Origin of the sequence: Pseudomonas extremaustralis (assembly GCF_900102035.1) — a bacterium.
GTDB lineage: Bacteria > Pseudomonadota > Gammaproteobacteria > Pseudomonadales > Pseudomonadaceae > Aquipseudomonas > Aquipseudomonas extremaustralis.
The window spans coordinates 3,207,186-3,224,973 of record NZ_LT629689.1; the positions used below are offsets into that span (position 1 = coordinate 3,207,186).

Annotated in this window: 18 protein-coding genes and 1 pseudogene; 9 read left to right on the forward strand and 10 right to left on the reverse strand. The window is 60.4% G+C overall.

Annotation, left to right across the window (positions count from 1 at the left end; genetic code table 11):
- Positions 1 to 25 precede the first annotated feature (25 nt).
- Together BLR63_RS14690 and BLR63_RS14695 are read left to right on the forward strand one after the other, a co-directional pair.
- A complete protein-coding gene (locus tag BLR63_RS14690) occupies positions 26 to 586 on the forward strand; it encodes a glycine cleavage system protein R (RefSeq protein ID WP_003172487.1) in 561 nt (186 codons plus the stop codon).
- A 10-nt stretch (positions 587 to 596) separates the two neighbouring features.
- Positions 597 to 1,070 carry a peroxiredoxin gene (locus BLR63_RS14695; protein WP_010563688.1) on the forward strand — a complete coding sequence of 158 codons (474 nt, stop codon included), beginning with the start codon at positions 597 to 599 and terminating at the stop codon, positions 1,068 to 1,070.
- 135 nt (positions 1,071 to 1,205) lie between these two features.
- On the opposite strand, the gene BLR63_RS14700 is transcribed toward BLR63_RS14695, so the two are convergent.
- Together BLR63_RS14700 and BLR63_RS14705 are read right to left on the reverse strand one after the other, a co-directional pair.
- Complete coding sequence (locus tag BLR63_RS14700; RefSeq protein WP_010563687.1) at positions 1,206 to 2,276, reverse strand: AI-2E family transporter; 1,071 nt, start codon at positions 2,274 to 2,276, stop codon at positions 1,206 to 1,208.
- Between the two features lie 31 nt (positions 2,277 to 2,307).
- A complete protein-coding gene (locus tag BLR63_RS14705; protein ID WP_003172483.1) occupies positions 2,308 to 2,547 on the reverse strand; it encodes a sulfurtransferase TusA family protein in 240 nt (79 codons plus the stop codon).
- Between the two features lie 95 nt (positions 2,548 to 2,642).
- Between BLR63_RS14705 and BLR63_RS14710 the strand changes: the two are divergent.
- Positions 2,643 to 4,075, forward strand: a pseudogene (locus BLR63_RS14710) (M48 family metalloprotease).
- Between the two features lie 74 nt (positions 4,076 to 4,149).
- Here the strand turns inward: BLR63_RS14710 and BLR63_RS14715 are convergent.
- From BLR63_RS14715 to rpoE, 4 genes are all read right to left on the reverse strand, one after another.
- Complete coding sequence (locus tag BLR63_RS14715) at positions 4,150 to 5,586, reverse strand: DegQ family serine endoprotease (RefSeq protein ID WP_010563685.1); 1,437 nt, start codon at positions 5,584 to 5,586, stop codon at positions 4,150 to 4,152.
- Positions 5,587 to 5,821: 235 nt separating this feature from the next.
- Entirely contained in the window at positions 5,822 to 6,784 is a 963-nt protein-coding gene (locus tag BLR63_RS14720; RefSeq protein ID WP_010563684.1) for a MucB/RseB C-terminal domain-containing protein, read from the reverse strand.
- A gap of 16 nt (positions 6,785 to 6,800) precedes the next feature.
- Complete coding sequence (locus BLR63_RS14725) at positions 6,801 to 7,388, reverse strand: sigma-E factor negative regulatory protein (RefSeq protein ID WP_010563683.1); 588 nt, start codon at positions 7,386 to 7,388, stop codon at positions 6,801 to 6,803.
- A gap of 32 nt (positions 7,389 to 7,420) precedes the next feature.
- Positions 7,421 to 8,002 (reverse strand): RNA polymerase sigma factor RpoE, encoded by a 582-nt coding sequence (gene rpoE / locus BLR63_RS14730; protein WP_003172477.1) that lies wholly within the window; start codon positions 8,000 to 8,002, stop codon positions 7,421 to 7,423.
- A 463-nt stretch (positions 8,003 to 8,465) separates the two neighbouring features.
- Here rpoE and nadB point away from each other — a divergent pair, with 463 nt between their 5' ends.
- Entirely contained in the window at positions 8,466 to 10,082 is a 1,617-nt protein-coding gene (gene nadB / locus BLR63_RS14735; RefSeq protein ID WP_010563682.1) for an L-aspartate oxidase, read from the forward strand.
- Here nadB and BLR63_RS14740 read toward each other — a convergent pair.
- A complete protein-coding gene (locus BLR63_RS14740) occupies positions 10,051 to 10,497 on the reverse strand; it encodes a protein YgfX (RefSeq protein WP_010563681.1) in 447 nt (148 codons plus the stop codon). The genes nadB and BLR63_RS14740 overlap by 32 nt on opposite strands.
- On the reverse strand, positions 10,481 to 10,735 hold the full coding sequence (locus BLR63_RS14745) for an FAD assembly factor SdhE (RefSeq protein WP_010563680.1): 255 nt from the start codon (positions 10,733 to 10,735) through the stop codon (positions 10,481 to 10,483). The genes BLR63_RS14740 and BLR63_RS14745 overlap by 17 nt, the downstream gene beginning before the upstream one ends.
- 140 nt (positions 10,736 to 10,875) lie before the next feature.
- On the opposite strand from BLR63_RS14745, the gene ygfZ reads away from it, so the two are divergent.
- Both ygfZ and BLR63_RS14755 read left to right on the forward strand, forming a co-directional pair.
- Positions 10,876 to 11,817 (forward strand): CAF17-like 4Fe-4S cluster assembly/insertion protein YgfZ, encoded by a 942-nt coding sequence (gene ygfZ / locus BLR63_RS14750; RefSeq protein ID WP_010563679.1) that lies wholly within the window; start codon positions 10,876 to 10,878, stop codon positions 11,815 to 11,817.
- A 35-nt stretch (positions 11,818 to 11,852) separates the two neighbouring features.
- Positions 11,853 to 12,674 carry an HDOD domain-containing protein gene (locus BLR63_RS14755; protein WP_010563678.1) on the forward strand — a complete coding sequence of 274 codons (822 nt, stop codon included), beginning with the start codon at positions 11,853 to 11,855 and terminating at the stop codon, positions 12,672 to 12,674.
- On the opposite strand, the gene BLR63_RS14760 is transcribed toward BLR63_RS14755, so the two are convergent.
- A complete protein-coding gene (locus BLR63_RS14760) occupies positions 12,675 to 14,060 on the reverse strand; it encodes a sensor histidine kinase (RefSeq protein WP_010563677.1) in 1,386 nt (461 codons plus the stop codon).
- On the reverse strand, positions 14,053 to 14,724 hold the full coding sequence (locus BLR63_RS14765) for a response regulator (protein ID WP_010563676.1): 672 nt from the start codon (positions 14,722 to 14,724) through the stop codon (positions 14,053 to 14,055). Before BLR63_RS14765 ends, BLR63_RS14760 begins: the two co-directional genes overlap by 8 nt.
- A gap of 235 nt (positions 14,725 to 14,959) precedes the next feature.
- Between BLR63_RS14765 and BLR63_RS14770 the strand changes: the two genes are divergently transcribed.
- Genes BLR63_RS14770 through BLR63_RS14780 form a run of 3 tightly spaced genes read left to right on the forward strand, consistent with a single transcriptional unit; the run spans position 14,960 to position 17,788 of the window.
- Positions 14,960 to 16,252: an OprD family porin gene (locus BLR63_RS14770; RefSeq protein WP_010563675.1), complete on the forward strand. Its 1,293-nt coding sequence runs from the start codon at positions 14,960 to 14,962 to the stop codon at positions 16,250 to 16,252.
- Positions 16,253 to 16,279: 27 nt separating this feature from the next.
- Positions 16,280 to 17,269 carry a Bug family tripartite tricarboxylate transporter substrate binding protein gene (locus BLR63_RS14775; protein WP_162097529.1) on the forward strand — a complete coding sequence of 330 codons (990 nt, stop codon included), beginning with the start codon at positions 16,280 to 16,282 and terminating at the stop codon, positions 17,267 to 17,269.
- 60 nt (positions 17,270 to 17,329) lie between these two features.
- Positions 17,330 to 17,788, forward strand: a complete 459-nt coding sequence (locus BLR63_RS14780; protein WP_010563673.1) for a tripartite tricarboxylate transporter TctB family protein — start codon at positions 17,330 to 17,332, stop codon at positions 17,786 to 17,788.

The window sequence follows — 17,788 nt, forward strand, 5'->3', positions numbered from 1 at the left end:
CCGCTCATCGTTTTAGGAAGGCTGCATGTCCACCCCCACAGTTCGCGAACAATTCCTTGTTATCAGTGCCCTCGGCGCCAACCCCATGGAGCTGACCAACGTCCTGTGCCGCGCCAGCCATGAAAACCGCTGCGCCGTCGTGACCTCGCGCCTGACCCGCCATGGCGAGTGCAGTGCGCTGGTGCTGCAGATTTCCGGCACCTGGGATGCCCTGGCGCGCCTGGAGACCGGCCTGCCAGGCCTGGCCAAGAAGCACGATTTCACCGTCAATGTGGTACGCAGCGCTGCGTTGGAGAATCGTCCCCAGGCCCTGCCTTACGTAGCGTATGTCAGCTCGGCGTATCGCTCGGACATCGTCAATGAGCTGTGCCAGTTCTTCATCGACCACAACGTCGAGCTGGAGAACCTGACCTGCGACACCTACCAGGCACCGCAAACCGGCGGCACCATGCTCAATGCCACGTTCACCGTAACCTTGCCGGCCGGCGTGCAGATCAGTTGGTTGCGCGACCAGTTCCTGGACTTTGCCGATGCCCTGAACCTCGACGCACTGATCGAGCCATGGCGCCCACAGAACCCAATGTAAGGAAGCCCCCATGGCAGTTGTCATCGACAAACCCGTAGCTGATTTCGAAGCCCAGGCCACCAGCGGCCAGACCTTCAACCTCGCCGCGCTCAAGGGCAAGCAAGTGGTGATCTACTTCTACCCGAAGGACAGCACCCCAGGTTGCACCACCGAAGGCCAGGGCTTCCGTGACCAGTACGCGGCGTTCAAGACGGCCAATACCGAAGTGTTCGGCGTGTCGCGCGACAGCGTGAAGTCCCACGAGAACTTCAAGGGCAAGCAGGAGTTCCCGTTCGAGCTGATCAGCGACAAGGATGAAGCGGTTTGCCAGCTGTTTGACGTGATCAAGCTGAAGAAACTGTACGGCAAGGAATACCTGGGTGTGGATCGCAGCACGTTCCTGATCGACAAGGATGGCGTGCTGCGCCAGGAATGGCGCGGTGTGAAAGTACCAGGGCATGTGGATGCCGTGCTGGCGGCGGCGCAGGCGTTGAACCAGGCCTGAAACCCATCAATTTGTCGAAAAAGCTTTTGTGGCGAGCGAGCTTGCCGGCGCTGGAGGGCGAAGCACTCCTGGATTTAAAGGACTGCTTCACAGCCCGGCGGCGGCAAGCACCCTCGCCACAGTTCACCTGGACCGCTACAACAAAGGCGCCACCACCGGCTCTTTTCGCGGCCACGCATCCAGCACCGCCTTGAACAGCGTCGCCAGGGGAATCGCAAAGAACACGCCCCAGAACCCCCACAACCCACCAAACAACAACACGGCGCAGATGATCGCCACCGGGTGCAGGTTGACCGCCTCCGAGAACAACAAGGGCACCAACACGTTGCCATCCAGGGTCTGGATGATGCCGTACACCGCCATCAGGTAGATGAACTGGTCACTCCATCCCCACTGGAACAAGGCGATCAAGGTCACCGGCACGGTGACCACCACAGCGCCGACATATGGCACCACCACGGAAATACCTACCAGCAATGCCAACAGAGCCGCGTAGTTCAGGTCCAGGGCTATAAAAGCAATGTAGGTCACGCCGCCGCAGATAATGATCTCGATAACCTTGCCGCGGATGTAGTTGGCGATCTGCCGATTCATCTCCTCAGCCACCCGCGTGATCAGCGCCCGCTCGCGCGGCAGATAGCCACGCACCCAGCGTCCGATCATCGCGCTGTCCTTGAGGAAGAAAAACACCAGGATCGGCACCAGTACCAGGTAGATCATGATGTTGACCAACAGCGGCAGGCTGGACAGGGAAAAGGTCAACGCCCATTGCCCGAACTTTCCGATTTCACCGCGAGCTACTTCAATGGCTTGCAGCACCTGCTCGTCCGACACCAGATGCGGATAGCGCTCCGGCAACAGCAGCAACAGCGATTGCCACTTGGCGAGCATGCCCGGCAACTCGTTGAACAGGGTGATCAGTTGATGCCACAACAGTGGCAATACCACCACGATAAACACCACCAGCAGCCCCATGAACAAGGCGAATACCAGCCCCACCGCGACCGCACCCGGCAAGCGCAAACGTTCCAGGGTAGTGACCAGGCCTTGCATCAGGTAAGCCAGTACCATCCCCGTCAAGACCGGTGCCAGCATCCCGCCCAAGGTGAGCACAGCCGTAAAGGCCAGAAACAGCAGGACCGCCAGCACTACCGCTTCTTCATCGGAAAAGTAGCGCTGAATCCAGTCTCGTAACACTTTGAACATCAATCAACCTCGGAAGGGTAGGGCGAACGGTTCAGGCCTTGCGCAACCAGTAACGATAAACACCGGCGACGTCTTCTTCATGCAACAGGGTATGACCGGCCAGCTTGGCGAACGTGCGGAAATCACGCTGGGAACCTGCGTCGGTGGCAATCACCTTGAGCACGGCGCCGCTGGCCAATCGATTGAGTTCCAGCTTGGCCTTGAGCAAGGGCAACGGGCAATTGAGGCCGCTGGCATCGAGTTCGGCATCAAAGGCTACAGCGTCGGTCATGGTTTTACTCCGCAAACGCGTTCGGGCTGCTTAGAATATCTGGTCCGAAGCTCAGTGTCCGGCTACAGTAAGCTCTTTGTCGAAAGGCTCTGTGCATGACTTTTTTGCGCCCTACCCTGCTGACGCTGGCTTGCCTGCTGGCCTCCCCAGGCTTCGCCGACGACCTGCCGTCACTAGGTGACGCCAGTTCTGCCATTGTCTCGCCCCAACAGGAATACCAATTGGGCCGGGCATGGCTGGCCTACCTGCGAGGCCAGGTCTCGCAGCTCAACGATCCGCAACTCAAGGATTATGTCGAAACCAGCGTGTACAAACTGGTCGAGACCAGCCAGGTCAATGACCGGCGCCTGGAGTTTATCCTGATCGATAGCCCGCAACTGAACGCATTTGCCGCCCCGGCGGTATTGTCGGCGTCAATGGCGGCCTGTTCCTCAATGCCCAGACCGAAGGGGAATACGCCTCGGTACTGGCTCACGAATTAGCGCACTTGTCCCAACGTCACTTCGCCCGTGGCGTTGAAGCACAACAGCGCATGCAGCTCCCGATGATGGCCGCCATGTTGGGCGGTATTATTGCAGCCGCCGCCGGTGCTGGCGATGCGGGGATTGCCGCGATTGCAGGCACCCAGGCCGCGGCGATCCAGGAGCAACGGCGGTTCTCGCGCCAGAATGAACAAGAAGCGGACCGCATCGGCATCCTCAACCTGGAAAAAGCCGGTTATGACCCGCGCTCCATGCCGACCATGTTCGAGCGTCTGATGCGCCAATACCGCTTCGATGCGAAGCCGCCGGAGTTCCTGCTGACTCACCCGGTGACCGAATCGCGGATCGCTGACACGCGCAACCGCGCTGAGCAGTCCAAGCCAGGCGGCAAAGAAGACAGCCTGCGCTACCAGCTGATTCGCACACGGGTGCAGTTGCAATATGAGGACACCTCAGGACTCGCCGCCAAGCGCTTCCAGGCGCAACTGGACGAGAATCCGAAGAATGACGTGGCACGCTATGGCTTGGCCATCGCGCAGATCAAAGCCTCACAGTTCAAGCAAGCGCGGGAAAACCTGCAGTCCTTGCTGGCCAAGGCGCCGAATGACATCACCTACAACCTGGCGCAAATCCAGCTGGATATCGACAACAACCACCTGCCGGATGCCCAGCAGCGCACGGACAAGATGCTGGTGCAATATCCGGGCAACTATCCCCTGAACCAGATACGCGTAGACCTGTTGCTCAAACAGAACCGCACTGCCGATGCGGAAAAGGCCTTGGATGGGCTGCTCAAGTCACGCCCGGACGATCCGGATGTGTGGTATCAAGTGGCCGAAACCCGCGGCCTATCCGGCAACATCATTGGCTTGCATCAAGCACGCGCCGAATACTTCGCCTTGGTGGGCGATTTCCAGCAGGCCATCCAGCAGTTGGATTTTGCCAAACGTCGCGCCGGCAACAATTTTCCATTGTCGTCACGCATCGATGCACGCCAGCGTGAGCTGATCGAGCAGGAACGCCTGGTGAAAGGAATGATGGGCTAAACCCGCCGGCCACAAAAAAAAGCCCCGCCTTCGTAAACCGAAGGCGGGCTTTTTATTGAGTGCCGGCTAGCGGATTACTCGGCCAGCTTAAAGGTAATGAAGCTTGCACGACCTTGACGCAATACGCGCATCGATACCGAGCGATTCTTCGGCAATGCCTTGGCGATGTCGGTGAACTGCTTGGTGGTCTCGATCGCCTGATTGTTCAGATGGGTAATTACGTCACCTGGCTGCAGGCCAATCAAAGCTGCCGGACCGTCCTGCACTTCCTTGATCACTACGCCGCTCTTGAGATCGAAGGCTTTCTTCTGCTCCTCGGTCAACTCGGCCACGGCAATGCCCAGGCGGTTGCTGCTGCGCTCGACACCCGGCTTGGCATTACCCAGGGCATCCAGGGTCGCGCCCTCTTCAGGGATGGCCCCCACGGTCAGCTCTACGTTCTGGCGCTTGCCGCCACGGATCACTTCCAGCTTGGCTTTGCTGCCAGCCTTGAGCGCGCCAACCAAGTGCGGAAGGTCCGCCGACATAATGATCGGCTGGCCGTTCATGCTCAGGATCACGTCGCCGACCTGTAGGCCGCCTTTGGCAGCCGGGCCGCCATCCTGGATTTGCGCGACCAGGGCCCCAGCCGGTTTTTCAAGGCCGAAGGATTCAGCCAGGTCCTTGTTCACTTCCTGGATCACTACGCCCAACCAGCCGCGACTGACCTTGCCACCGCTTTTGAGTTGGTTGGAAACGTCCATGGCCACATCGATCGGGATTGCGAACGACACACCCATAAAGCCACCGGAGCGGGTGTAGATCTGCGAGTTGATCCCCACCACTTCACCAGCCAAGTTGAACAGCGGACCACCGGAGTTGCCCGGGTTGATCGGCACGTCGGTCTGGATGAACGGCACGTAGTTTTCGTTGGGCAGGCTACGGCCAATGGCACTGACGATACCTTGGGTCACGGTGTGGTCAAAACCAAACGGCGAACCGATGGCCACGACCCACTGCCCAGCCTTCAGATCCTGGGATTTGCCCAATTTCAGTACGGGCAGATCCTTACCGTCGATCTTCAGCAACGCCACGTCGGAACGTGGATCGGTACCGACCAGCTTGGCTTTCAACTCACTGCGATCAGCCAGGCGGACGAGGATCTCGTCAGCATCGGCAATCACGTGGTTGTTGGTCAGAATGTAGCCATCGGGCGAGATGATGAAGCCAGAGCCCAGGGACTGAGCTTCACGCTGGCCACCGCCACCACGAGGTGCCCGTTGTTGCGGCATGCCACGTTCAAAGAACTCGCGCAACATCGGCGGCAGGCCTTCCAGGTCCGGCATCTGCTGGTTGGAGACTTTGCGCTCCGGCAGTTTTTGCGTGGTACTGATGTTGACCACGGCTGGCGAGGCCTGCTCGACCAATTGGGTGAAATCAGGCAACTCGACCGCTTGCGCGGGCACGGCCTGAGCCAGCACCAACACCGTGGCGACTATGGATAAGTAAGACTTCAAGCGTGGTATCGACATACAGCTCCCGTTACGACGAGCAGGGTTGAGCGACAGGGTTCAGGAAACGCCGGAAACCAGGACCGACATCTCTGTTCCGCGAACAAAACAAGGTCAGCGCCGACAAGCGCTGACCTATAAAAAACATGAGAGTTTTTTGCAAGTGAAAATACTGGTCCAGACATTTCATGTCACTCGGCAGACAACCTCGCATGGACATAGAGTGAAAGGCCAGAATGAACATAAGATTAACGACTCACGGCTGGGCGGCAGGCTTTTTTTCACCGCGCACCGACAGCGCAATGCGCTCGGCAGTGCCGATGGGAATTTCGCCAACCACCGTGACCATCATTTCACCCTCCACCGTATTCAGCCGGCGCGACACTGCTACCGTCGGACCCAACTGGGTACGCGTTTCCATGACGCCTGATTCGCTGATCGGTTCAAGGAACACCGAAAACCGTGCCAGCCCATCTTCATACATCCGGCTGTCGACTGTGGTTTTACTCTGGATGTCTTTGCGCGCACTGCTGCTGGTGAGTTGAAAGCCCGGAGGCAACCACTCCAGGCGCCAGTCTTCGGCAGGTTTCACCTCTGGTGCCTTGGCCGTAGCGGCTGCAATAGGCGTGCAATCGCCAGTGGGTTGCAAGTCGCGATCATCAGGCATGACCGAGGTGTCCAATCGCGTGAACTGGAAACGCTCCAGCAACTGCCCCTGATCGTTCAACAGCAGGGATTTAAGAGGCAATGCGGTTTCACGGTCCAGATGCAACTCAAAGCCATAGCGGTATTGGTCACGCGGGGTGATAGACACAATCACCGCTTTTCGACCGGCCACGCGGGAATTCCCGATGACGGCCAGTTCATAGAATTGCGTGAGTTTTTGCGGATCAAGCGCGCGTGAAGGTGCATCACGCGAATTGCCGAGGTCGGCGACAAGAGTGCCGCTGACGCATTGCGTCCGACCGTCTACCCGCACGACTTCCTGGGCCGAACCATCGAGCTGCAACAGCCGCTCGCGGACCTGACCGTCCTGGACACGATGCCAGATGTCATGGGTAGAGAAACTGCCGTTACGCTCGTAGACGAACGTACCTTGAAAGCTTTGCTGTTGCTCTGCACGCCCAAGTCGAGTCAGCCAGTCTTGGGCTTCATCGGCGTGGGCAGGAAGTGCAAACCAACCACTGAGCAAAAGCGTAAGGAGCGGTATGGCGCGCATAGGGCTCCCTAACGGTTCAACGGTTTTCCAAGCTTGCTGCGCGAGCGTATGGCAGAGCGCTTTCAGTGCCTTTCAAGGCTGATTCCTGTGCGTGTTGGCGCAGGTAGCCTGGAAGACGCTGGTCCTGCCAGCCGGATTGCCCTTGCAACACACCGTTAGCCATGGGGCCGGTGGTGTCAGAGCTTTCCTTGTAGCCGGCCAGTACAGCCGGGCCTTTGACTTGCGGACCGGCCATGACCGGTTGCTGAGTCTGCTGAGCCAGTTCGGCACCGGCGATTTCGTCCTGGTTGTACAGGCGAACACCAGCCAACACCGCAACAGTCACCGAGGCAGCTACTGCCAGGCGCCCCAGGCTACGCCAAGGACCACGAGCAACTTTTGCCGGAACGGCTTCATCAGCCAGCGCAGCAGAAACAGCCGCAGCAATATCCAGACGAGGGATTAGAAGATCCTTGTGCATCACCGCCCGAGCGACTTGGTAACGAGACCAGGTATCACGGGTTTCGGCATCATCGAATGCGTTGAGCACTCGACGAAGTTCCAGTTCATCCGCTTCGTTATCCATCACTGCGGACAGCGATTCCTGCAGGGCATCACGACTCATGGCGGTTCCTCTCTTGGCTGTCGCCGCTGTCTTTAGTTTTCCTGCAACAACGGTTGCAAGGCTTTGTCGATGGCTTCCCGGGCCCGGAAAATCCGTGACCTTACAGTCCCCACCGGACATTGCATGACGCTGGCAATGTCTTCGTAACTCAGACCATCGAATTCACGTAAAGTTAACGCTGTACGCAAATCTTCTGGCAGTTGCTGAATTGTGCGATGAACGGTGCCTTCGATCTCGTCGCGCAGCAATGCACGCTCCGGCGACTCGAGATCTTTGAGGCCGTGATCACCATCGTAAAATTCTGCATCTTCGGAACTTACATCACTATCCGGTGGGCGACGTCCGCGGGACACCAGGTAGTTCTTCGCCGTGTTGATGGCGATGCGGTATAGCCATGTGTAAAACGCACTATCACCGCGAAAATTGCCAAGTGCACGGTACGCCTTGATAAAAGCTTCCTGTGCAACGTCCTGCGCTTCATGGGTGTCGTGCACAAACCGCACGATCAACCCGAGAATTTTGTGCTGGTATTTCAGCACTAACAGATCAAAGGCTCGCTTGTCGCCACGTTGTACGCGCTCGACCAGCTGCTGATCCTCTTCCTGGGTTAGCATGAACACTCCTCGTTGTACTTGAAGGAGGCTTGCATAACTAAACGATCAGGCTTGCAAACATAGACTCGGACTTTTCGCAAAAGTTCTCCCCCTCCAAGCAAGTTTCCGGCACGCACTGATTTGGCACACACGAAAAACGCAGTACGGGCAAGGCCGACTGCGCGAATAATCTTGTCGCCGGTGTCCTGACGCGTCCGATGCTCCCGACGGGCCTATAAACTCGACGCTTTCCCAGCTTTCGGGCAACCTGCTATTGAGTCGGGGCTTATGCAAAAAGTTCCCGCTTCAACAACCGGCCGATTTTACCCAAGCCGTGCACCGTAATCTCACATTGCCACGAATGCCCGGCTATTGTGCCGCTCCCCCCTCTATATACTAGTAGCCCGTGTGACCCTTTGATTCGCCGATCCAGGCGTCCTGTTCGCGCCTCCCCCTGTGGATCGCTTTTTGCGGAATCCTTCAAATGAGCCAACAGTTTCAACACGATGTTTTGGTGATCGGTAGCGGCGCAGCAGGCTTGAGCCTTGCGCTCACCCTCCCCAGCCACCTGCGCATTGCAGTCCTGAGCAAGGGCGACCTGGCCAATGGTTCGACGTTCTGGGCCCAGGGCGGTGTCGCTGCGGTGCTGGATGACGCCGACACAGTGCAATCCCACGTCGAAGACACCCTCAACGCCGGCGGCGGCCTGTGCGACGAAGGCGCGGTGCGCTTTACCGTCGAGCACAGCCGCGAGGCGATCCAATGGCTGATCGACCAGGGCGTGCCCTTCACCCGCGATGAGCACGCGGGCAGTGACGATGGTGGCTTCGAGTTCCATCTGACCCGTGAGGGCGGCCACAGCCACCGCCGCATCATCCATGCGGCCGATGCGACCGGCGCAGCGATCTTCAAGACCCTGCTCCACCAGGCGCGCCAACGCCCCAATATCGAATTACTCGAACAACACGTCGCCGTCGACCTGATCACCGAGAAGCGCCTCGGCCTGCCAGGCGAGCGCTGCCTCGGTGCCTACGTGCTCAACCGTACCAGCGGCGAAGTCGACACCTACGGCGCACGCTTCACCATCCTGGCTTCCGGCGGCGCCGCCAAGGTCTACCTCTATACCAGCAACCCCGACGGTGCTTGCGGCGATGGCATTGCCATGGCCTGGCGCTCGGGTTGCCGGGTGGCGAACCTGGAATTCAACCAGTTCCACCCCACCTGCCTGTACCATCCCCAGGCCAAGAGTTTCCTGATCACCGAGGCCCTGCGTGGTGAAGGCGCGCACCTGAAACTGCCGAACGGCGAACGCTTCATGCAACGCTTTGACCCGCGCGCCGAACTGGCCCCGCGCGATATCGTCGCCCGCGCCATCGACCATGAAATGAAGCGCCTGGGCATCGACTGCGTCTATCTGGACATCAGCCACAAACCCGAAGCGTTCATCAAGACCCACTTCCCGACGGTGTACGAGCGCTGCCTGACCTTCAACATCGACATCACCAAAGGCCCGATCCCGGTGGTGCCCGCCGCGCACTATACCTGCGGAGGCGTGATGGTCGACCAACATGGGCGCACCGATGTGCCCGGTCTGTACGCGATTGGCGAAACCAGTTTCACCGGCCTGCACGGCGCCAACCGCATGGCCAGCAACTCGCTGCTCGAATGTTTCGTGTATGCACGTTCGGCGGCGGCGGACATTCTCGAACAACTGCCGCACGTCCCCGTACCCACCGCCCTGCCCCGCTGGGATGCCAGCCAGGTGACCGATTCGGACGAAGACGTGATCATCGCCCACAACTGGGACGAGCTGCGGCGCTTCATGTGGGACTACGTGGGAATCGTGCGCACCAACAAGCGCCTGCAACGCGCGCAACACCGGGTGCGCCTGCTGCTGGATGAGATCGATGAGTTCTACAGCAACTATAAGGTCAGCCGTGACCTGATCGAACTGCGCAACCTGGCCCAAGTGGCGGAACTGATGATCCGCTCGGCCATGGAACGCAAGGAAAGCCGGGGCCTGCATTACACCCTCGACTACCCGCAGATGCTGCCCGAAGCCCGCGACACTATTCTGGTGCCAACCACCTACGGCGGCTGAATTTAAGACGAACCCGCAGCCGCCGGTGCACATCGGCGGCCTGCGAATCCTTCGGTACGCAGATAGAACGCACCCGCCACTCGCCCGGCACCCGGTAGCGCAATACCACGATCAGGGGCAATGCCAGGCTGTCGGGGCGCAATTGCACGGCATGCCAACCCCGTGCGGCGCTCCACAATTGCCAACCGTCCTCATCGCGGCGCAGGCCACGAATCGACGAACGGTGAGTCAGCAGGATATGGCGCGGCACGACCCAGACGGCGTGAGCCAGGCATAACAAGATGCCAAGGCTGGAATAAGGTAAATCGAGCGATAACAGCGCACCCAGCGCGAACAGCTGGGCAAGAAGATAGGCCGCCAGCAACAGCCGTGAGGCCTGCCAGCGGCATTCGAAGCGATTACTTGGGCTGAACACGGTCCAGGATCATCCGTACCATGCGTTGCAGCTCCGGGTCTTCGGACTCGGCGCGCTCCATGAACCAGCCGAACATGTCCTGGTCTTCACACTCCAGCAGCCGCACGTAAACGTTGCGATCCACCTCGTTAAGGGTTGAATAAACCTCCCTGACGAATGGCACCAGCAACACATCCAGCTCAAGCATGCCGCGACGGCTGTGCCAGTAAAGACGATTGAGTTCTACATCTTCGACCATGGAGCGCTCCTTAAATAGGGTGCAAGTATACAGGCCCCACGGCACGGGAATAGTCGGCTTTGGTCGCCCCATACGGAAACTATCCATTTGCCGGGCGCCCCTCTATGATGCACCCATGACCTTTTGACCTGCGATGACCCATGGCTGACTCTGCTTTCTTCTGCTCCCTGTCCCACGAAGGCGTTCTCGCCGTCCGCGGCTCCGACGCTGCCAAGTTCCTGCAGGGCCAATTGACCTGCAACCTCAATTACCTGAGCGACACGCAAGCCAGCCTCGGCGCGCGCTGCACGCAAAAGGGGCGCATGCAATCGAGCTTCCGCATCCTGTTGCAGGGCGACGGCGTATTGATGGCCATGGCCACCGAGCTGCTGGAACCGCAACTGGCGGACTTGAAGAAATACGCGGTGTTTTCCAAATCCAAACTCACCGATGAAAGTGCCGGCTGGGCGCGCTTCGGTTTGTCGGATGCGGACTCGGTCCTCGCAGGTCTCGGCCTGGAACTGCCGGCCGAGGCCGATAGCGTGGCGCGTTCCGAGCAATTGATCGCCATTCGTGTGTCCCCCGGTCGCACGGAACTGTGGGTGCCTGCCGAGGCAGCCGAGGCCATACGCAGCCAATTGGCCGCTCAATTGAAAGAAGCCGATCTGAACGAATGGCTGCTGGGCCAGATCCGCGCCGGTATCGGCCAGGTCATGCCGCAGACCCGCGAACTGTTCATCCCGCAGATGCTCAACCTGCAGGCCGTGGGTGGCGTAAGCTTCAAGAAAGGCTGCTACACCGGCCAGGAGATCGTCGCGCGCATGCAGTACCTGGGCAAACTCAAGCGTCGTTTGTATCGGCTGAGCCTCAGCACGACGCAAATGCCCGAGCCAGGCACCCCGCTGTTTTCGCCCAGCCATAACAGCTCGATCGGCGAAGTGGTGATCGCGGCAAAAGCTGACCAAACGATTGAACTTTTGGCCGTATTGCAAGCCGAAGCTGCCGATAGTGGCGATGTGCATCTAGGCACACTGGAAGGCCCCGGTTTGCAGCTGCTCGACCTTCCGTACCAACTCGACCGTGACCGAGAGATCCAGCGCTAGTCGCCGTACTTTGTGCAACACCTTAGAGATCATGAATGAACAAGCTGGCTGAAGAAGTCCAACAGGCTTTGGTGACGGCCATCGACAACGATGAGCTGGTTTTACCGACATTGCCGGAAGTGGCCCTGAAGATTCGTCAGGCTGCGGAAGACCCGGAAATCAGCATCAGCCATTTGAGCAAAGTGATCGGTCGCGACACCGCACTGTCGGCGCGCCTGATCAAAGTGGTGAACAGCCCCCTGTTGCGCGCGACCCAGGAAGTGACGGACCTGCACACCGCCATCACGCGCCTGGGCACCAATTACAGCAGCAACCTGGCCATCGGGCTGGTGATGGAACAGATCTTCCACGCCCGCTCCGAAGTGGTCGAACAGAAAATGCGCGATGTCTGGCGCCGCAGCCTGGAGGTCGCAGGTGTCAGCTACGCCCTGTGCCGCAGTCACAGCCTGCTCAAGCCGGACCAGGCGGCGCTCGGCGGCCTGGTGCATCAGATCGGTGTGCTGCCGATCCCGACCTACGCCGAAGACCATTACGAGTTGCTCTCTGACCCGGTCAGCCTCAACCACATGATCGAGAGCATCCACCCGATGCTGGGCGATAAACTGCTGCATGGCTGGGACTTCCCGGAGATGCTGGTCAACCTGCCGGGCCAATACCTGAACCTTGAACGCGACTCCGCCAGTCTCGATTACATCGATCTGGTACAGATCGCCGTGCTGTATTGCCACCGTGGCACCGATCATCCGCTGGCGGACGTGCAGCTATCCAATGTGCCAGCGATGAAAAAGCTGCGGGTCGATCCCTACAGCGACAGTTTGCGTGCAGAGCTGGATGAAGCACGCTCGATGTTCTACTGATCAACCGGCGATAAAACTCACCCGCACCTTCAAGCCCGCGTGCTCGCCATCGTGCAGACTGATCTGCGCCAGGTGCGCCCGGCAGATTTCACCGACGATCGCCAGCCCGAGGCCTGAGCCCACGCCCTGCTGGCTGCGTCGGTAGAAGCGCTCGAATACCCGGTCGCGCTCATCCAGTGGGATGCCTGGCCCGTCATCTTCCACTTCCAGCACCGCCGGCGTCGTCACCCGCAAGATCACATTGCCACCTGACGGCGTGTGCGCCAGGGCGTTGTCCACCAGATTGCTCAGCAGTTCGTTCAGCAATGTCGGTTCGCCGCGCAGCCACACCGGCTGATCGGCTTCCAACGCCAGCGCCACGCCACGAGCATGGGCCAAGGGCGCCATGGCCATTCCCAACTCACGGGCCAATTGGCTGAGGTCGAGGCGTTGCGCGCCGCCTTCGGCAATCGCGCGAGCGCCGTTTTCGATACGGGCCAGGGACAGCAATTGATTGGCCAGATGGGTCAGGCGGTCGGTGCCCTGGGCCGCGGCTTCCAGGGTGCTGCGCCAGGTGGCCGGGTCTTCGGCGCGCAAGCCCAGTTCCAGGCGCGCCTTGAGCGCCGCCAGCGGAGTACGCAGTTCGTGAGCCGCATCGGCAATAAACTGCGCCTGACGCTCGAACTGGCCGCGCAGGCGTTCGGTGAAGTGGTTGAGGGCACGCACCAGCGGGCCGAGTTCATGCTGCACTTGCACCAACGGCAAGGGCCGCAAATCGTCGGGTTGGCGCTCTTCCACCGCCGTGCGCAGGCGCTCCAGTGGACGCAGCGCCGCGCTGACGGCAAACCACACCAGCAGCAACGCGCCGATGGCGAGCAAACCCAGGCGCAGCAAGGTGTCGGCGGCCAGGCTGCGGGCCATGCTGACGCGAGCTTCATCGGTTTCGGCCACGCGGATTTCCGCCATGCCGTTCATGTTCGGTTCGGAGACCGCCTTGAGCAGGCTCACCACCCGCACCGGCTGGCCCAGGTACGTGGCGTCATAGAAACGCGCAAGCGCCGGGTAATCATCGGTGCGCGGCGTGCCGGGCGGCGGGCCGGGGAGGTTTTCGTAACCGGAGATCAGCTTCTGATTGATGTCGTTGACCTGGTAATAAATCCGACCGGCGCTGTCGTAGGCAAAGGTGTCCAGGGCCACGTAAGGCACATTGGCGCTCAGGGTGCCGTCCACTTGGGTCAGGCCGGCGGCGATGGTGCGCGCCGAGGCCAGCAGGGTGCGGTCATAGGCGGTGTCGGCCGCTTCGCGACCGTTCCAGTACGCACTCATGCCACTGGCCAGCATCAACAACACCAGCAACAACGCCAGGTTCCATAGCAGGCGCCAGCGCAGGCTGCTGGGCTTATGCATCGCGGGCTTCCAGCAGATAGCCCAGGCCACGGAACGTCACGATGGCGATGGGTTGGCCGTCGAGTTTCTTGCGCAGGCGATGTATGTAGATTTCGATCGCATCCGGGCTGGCTTCTTCGTCGAGACCGAACACCTGGGAGGCCAACTGCTCCTTGCTCATCACCCGCCCCGGACGTGCGATCAGCGCTTCAAGCACCGCCTGCTCGCGGGACGTGAGGGTCATCAACTCGCCACTGACCGTGAAGCGACGGGTGTCCAGGTCGTAGACCAGCACACCACAGGCCTGCTGGCGCTCGCCCCCCAATACGCTGCGCCGCAGCAGGGCCTTGACCCGCGCCTCCAGTTCCGTCAGTTCAAAGGGCTTGGCCAGGTAGTCGTCGGCACCGAGGTTCAGGCCATGCACCCGGTCTTTCACGTCACTGCGCGCGGTCAGCATCAGCACCGGCAGATTTTTCCCACGCGAGCGCAAACGTGCGAGCACCTCGAAACCGTCCATGCGCGGCAGCCCCACATCGAGGATCGCGGCCGCGTATTCCTCGCTGCTCAAGGCCAGGTCCGCCGCCACGCCGTCGTGCAACACGTCGACGGTCAACCCCGTGCTCTTGAGCGCCTGAGCGACACTTTCGGCCAGTTGCAGATGGTCTTCGACCAGGAGGACACGCATGGATTTCTACCTCGTTCGGGGGTGGTCGATGCCACGCTTTGCCGGGCAGTTTACAGCCGCGGCCTGGCCTGTGAAGCCCGAAAACATTGAAAGGCGACTGAAAGGTTAGTGAAAGCTTCGCCCTTTAGCATCCGGCAACGGTGGCTGATACCCACCCAGCTACCTGACCCGTAGCGACCGAAAAACGCCTCGAAGCGTTTTCGTCAAAATAAGAACAATAACGGAGTGCACAACGATGCTGTCGACACAGCCCCAGGCTTGCATGCCTGTACGTTTTTCCCGCCTGACCCACACCGCCCTCGCCAGCGCCGCAGCCCTTGCCGGTTTTTCGCCGCTTGGCCAGGCTGCCTTCTTCGAAGACAGCAGCGCGACCCTGGAAACCCGCAACATGTACTTCAACCGCGACTTTCGCGACGGCACCAGCGCCCAGCAATCCAAGCGCGACGAATGGGCCCAGGGCTTCATGCTCAACCTGCAATCGGGCTACACCGACGGTACCGTCGGCTTTGGCGTGGATGCATTGGGCATGCTCGGGGTCAAGCTCGACTCCAGCCCCGACCGTACCGGTACCGGCCTGCTGCCGACCCACGACGATGGTCGCGCCGCCAACGAGTATTCCAAGCTGGGCCTGACCGGCAAGGTGAAGATCTCCGCCACCGAACTGAAAATCGGCGCGCTGATCCCCGAGTTGCCGATCCTCAAGCCCAACGACGGCCGCATCCTGCCGCAAACCTTCAACGGCGGCCTGGTCACCTCGAAAGAATTCAAGAACCTGGTGTTCACCGGCGGCCGCCTGGATAAAGCCAAAGACCGCGACGACACCAACTACGAGGACATCGCCCTCAACAACAAGAACAGCCGCTTCGTCAGTGGTGCCACCGGCAAGCATTTCAACTTCGGCGGCGTGGACTACAAATTCGCCGACAAGATCACCGGCAGCTACCACTTCGCCGAGCTCGACGACGTGTACCGCCAGCACTTCCTCGGCCTGGTGGCCGCGCGTCCGATGGGCCCCGGCACCTTCGCCACCGACCTGCGCCTGGCGATCAGCGATGACACCGGCGCGGCCCGTGGCGGCAAGATCGACAACACCTCCCTCAACGGCCTCTTCAGCTATGCCCTCAACGGCCATAAGCTCAGCGCCAGCTACCAGCATATGTCCGGCGACAGTGCGTTTCCGTATGTGGATGGCAGCGACCCGTACCTGGTCAACTTCGTGCAGATCAACGACTTTGCCGGCGCCGAAGAGCGCTCCTGGCAAGCGCGCTACGACTACGACTTCGCCAAGCTGGGCATTCCCGGCCTGACGTTCATGAGCCGTTACCTCTCGGGTGACAACATCAAGCTCAAGAACGGCGAAACCGGCAAGGAGTGGGAACGCAACAGCGAGATCAAGTATGTGGTGCAAAGCGGCACGTTCAAGGATGTGGCGGTGCGCCTGCGCAACGCGACGTATCGCTCCAACTATTCAGCCCGTGACGCGGATGAAATGCGCCTGCTGGTCAGTTACAGCGTCGCGCTTTGGTAATAGCCACTCATAACAATAAAGACGGAGATAACCATGACCCTTTCACTGCGTAAATTCGCCCTCGCCGCCGGCTGCATGGTGTTTGCCGGCCACCTGCTGGCCGCCGACGAGCCCAAGCGCCCGGAATGCATCGCCCCGGCCTCCCCCGGCGGTGGTTTTGACCTGACCTGCAAACTGGCGCAAAGCGCGCTGGTCAACGAGAAACTGCTGAGCAAACCGATGCGCGTCACCTACATGCCCGGCGGCGTGGGCGCGGTGGCCTACAACGCGGTGGTCGCCCAGCGCCCGGCGGACGGCGGCACCCTGGTGGCCTGGTCCAGCGGTTCGCTGCTGAACCTGGCCCAGGGCAAGTTCGGGCGTTTCGATGAAAGCGCCGTGCGCTGGCTGGCGGCGGTCGGCACCAGCTACGGGGCCATCGCGGTGAAAGCCGATTCGCCCTACAAGACCCTCGACGATCTCGTCAAAGCCCTGAAGAAAGATCCGGGCAGCGTCGTGATCGGTTCCGGCGGCACCGTCGGCAGCCAGGATTGGATGCAAACCGCGCTGATCGCCAAGGCCGCCGGGATCAACCCGCGCGAGCTGCGTTATGTTGCCCTCGAAGGCGGCGGCGAAATCGCCACCGCCCTGCTCGGCGGGCATATCCAGGTGGGCAGCACCGACATCTCCGACTCCATGCCGCACATCCTCAGCGGTGACATGCGCCTGTTGGCGGTGTTCTCCGAAGCGCGTCTGGATGAGCCGGAAATGAAGGACATCCCGACCGCCAAAGAGCAAGGCTACGACATCGTCTGGCCGGTGGTACGTGGCTTCTACCTCGGGCCAAAAGTCAGCGATGCCGACTACGCCTGGTGGAAAGACACCTTCGACAAACTGCTGGCCTCCGAAGACTTCGCCAAGCTGCGTGACCAGCGCGAGCTGTTCCCGTTCGCCATGACCGGTCCGGAACTGGACACCTATGTGAAAAAACAGGTGGCGGACTACAAAGTGCTGGCCAAAGAGTTCGGCCTGATCCAGTAATCGCCCTTCTGTCGCGCGGCCACGTCCTTTTAAATCAGGGGCGTGGCCCAGGAGTTCCACATGCTCTCACAACGCATATTCGCCGCCGTGCTGTTGCTCGCCTGCGCAGCCCTGGCCTTGATGGCCTGGCCATACCAGGCGTCGTTTTCCTACGAACCCGTGGGGCCGCGCGCCTACCCGCTGCTGATGCTCGGGCTGATGAGCCTGGCGCTGGTCTACATGCTGTTCCGCCCGCAGCCGACCCGGCACACCGAAGAAGAACCCGCGCTGGACCGCGCCACCCTGGTCAAGATCGGCATCTGCGTAACGCTGTTGATCGTGTTCGCCGCGACCTTTGAATCGCTGGGTTTCATCCTCAGCAGCATGCTGATCGGCATCCCCATGGCGCGCCTGTATGGCGGTCGCTGGTTGCCCAGTGTGGTGATCGTCAGCCTGATGGCCATCGGTCTTTATCTGCTGTTCGATAAAGCCATGGATGTTCCGCTGCCCCTCGGCCTGCTCGACGTTCTGGAGAACTGA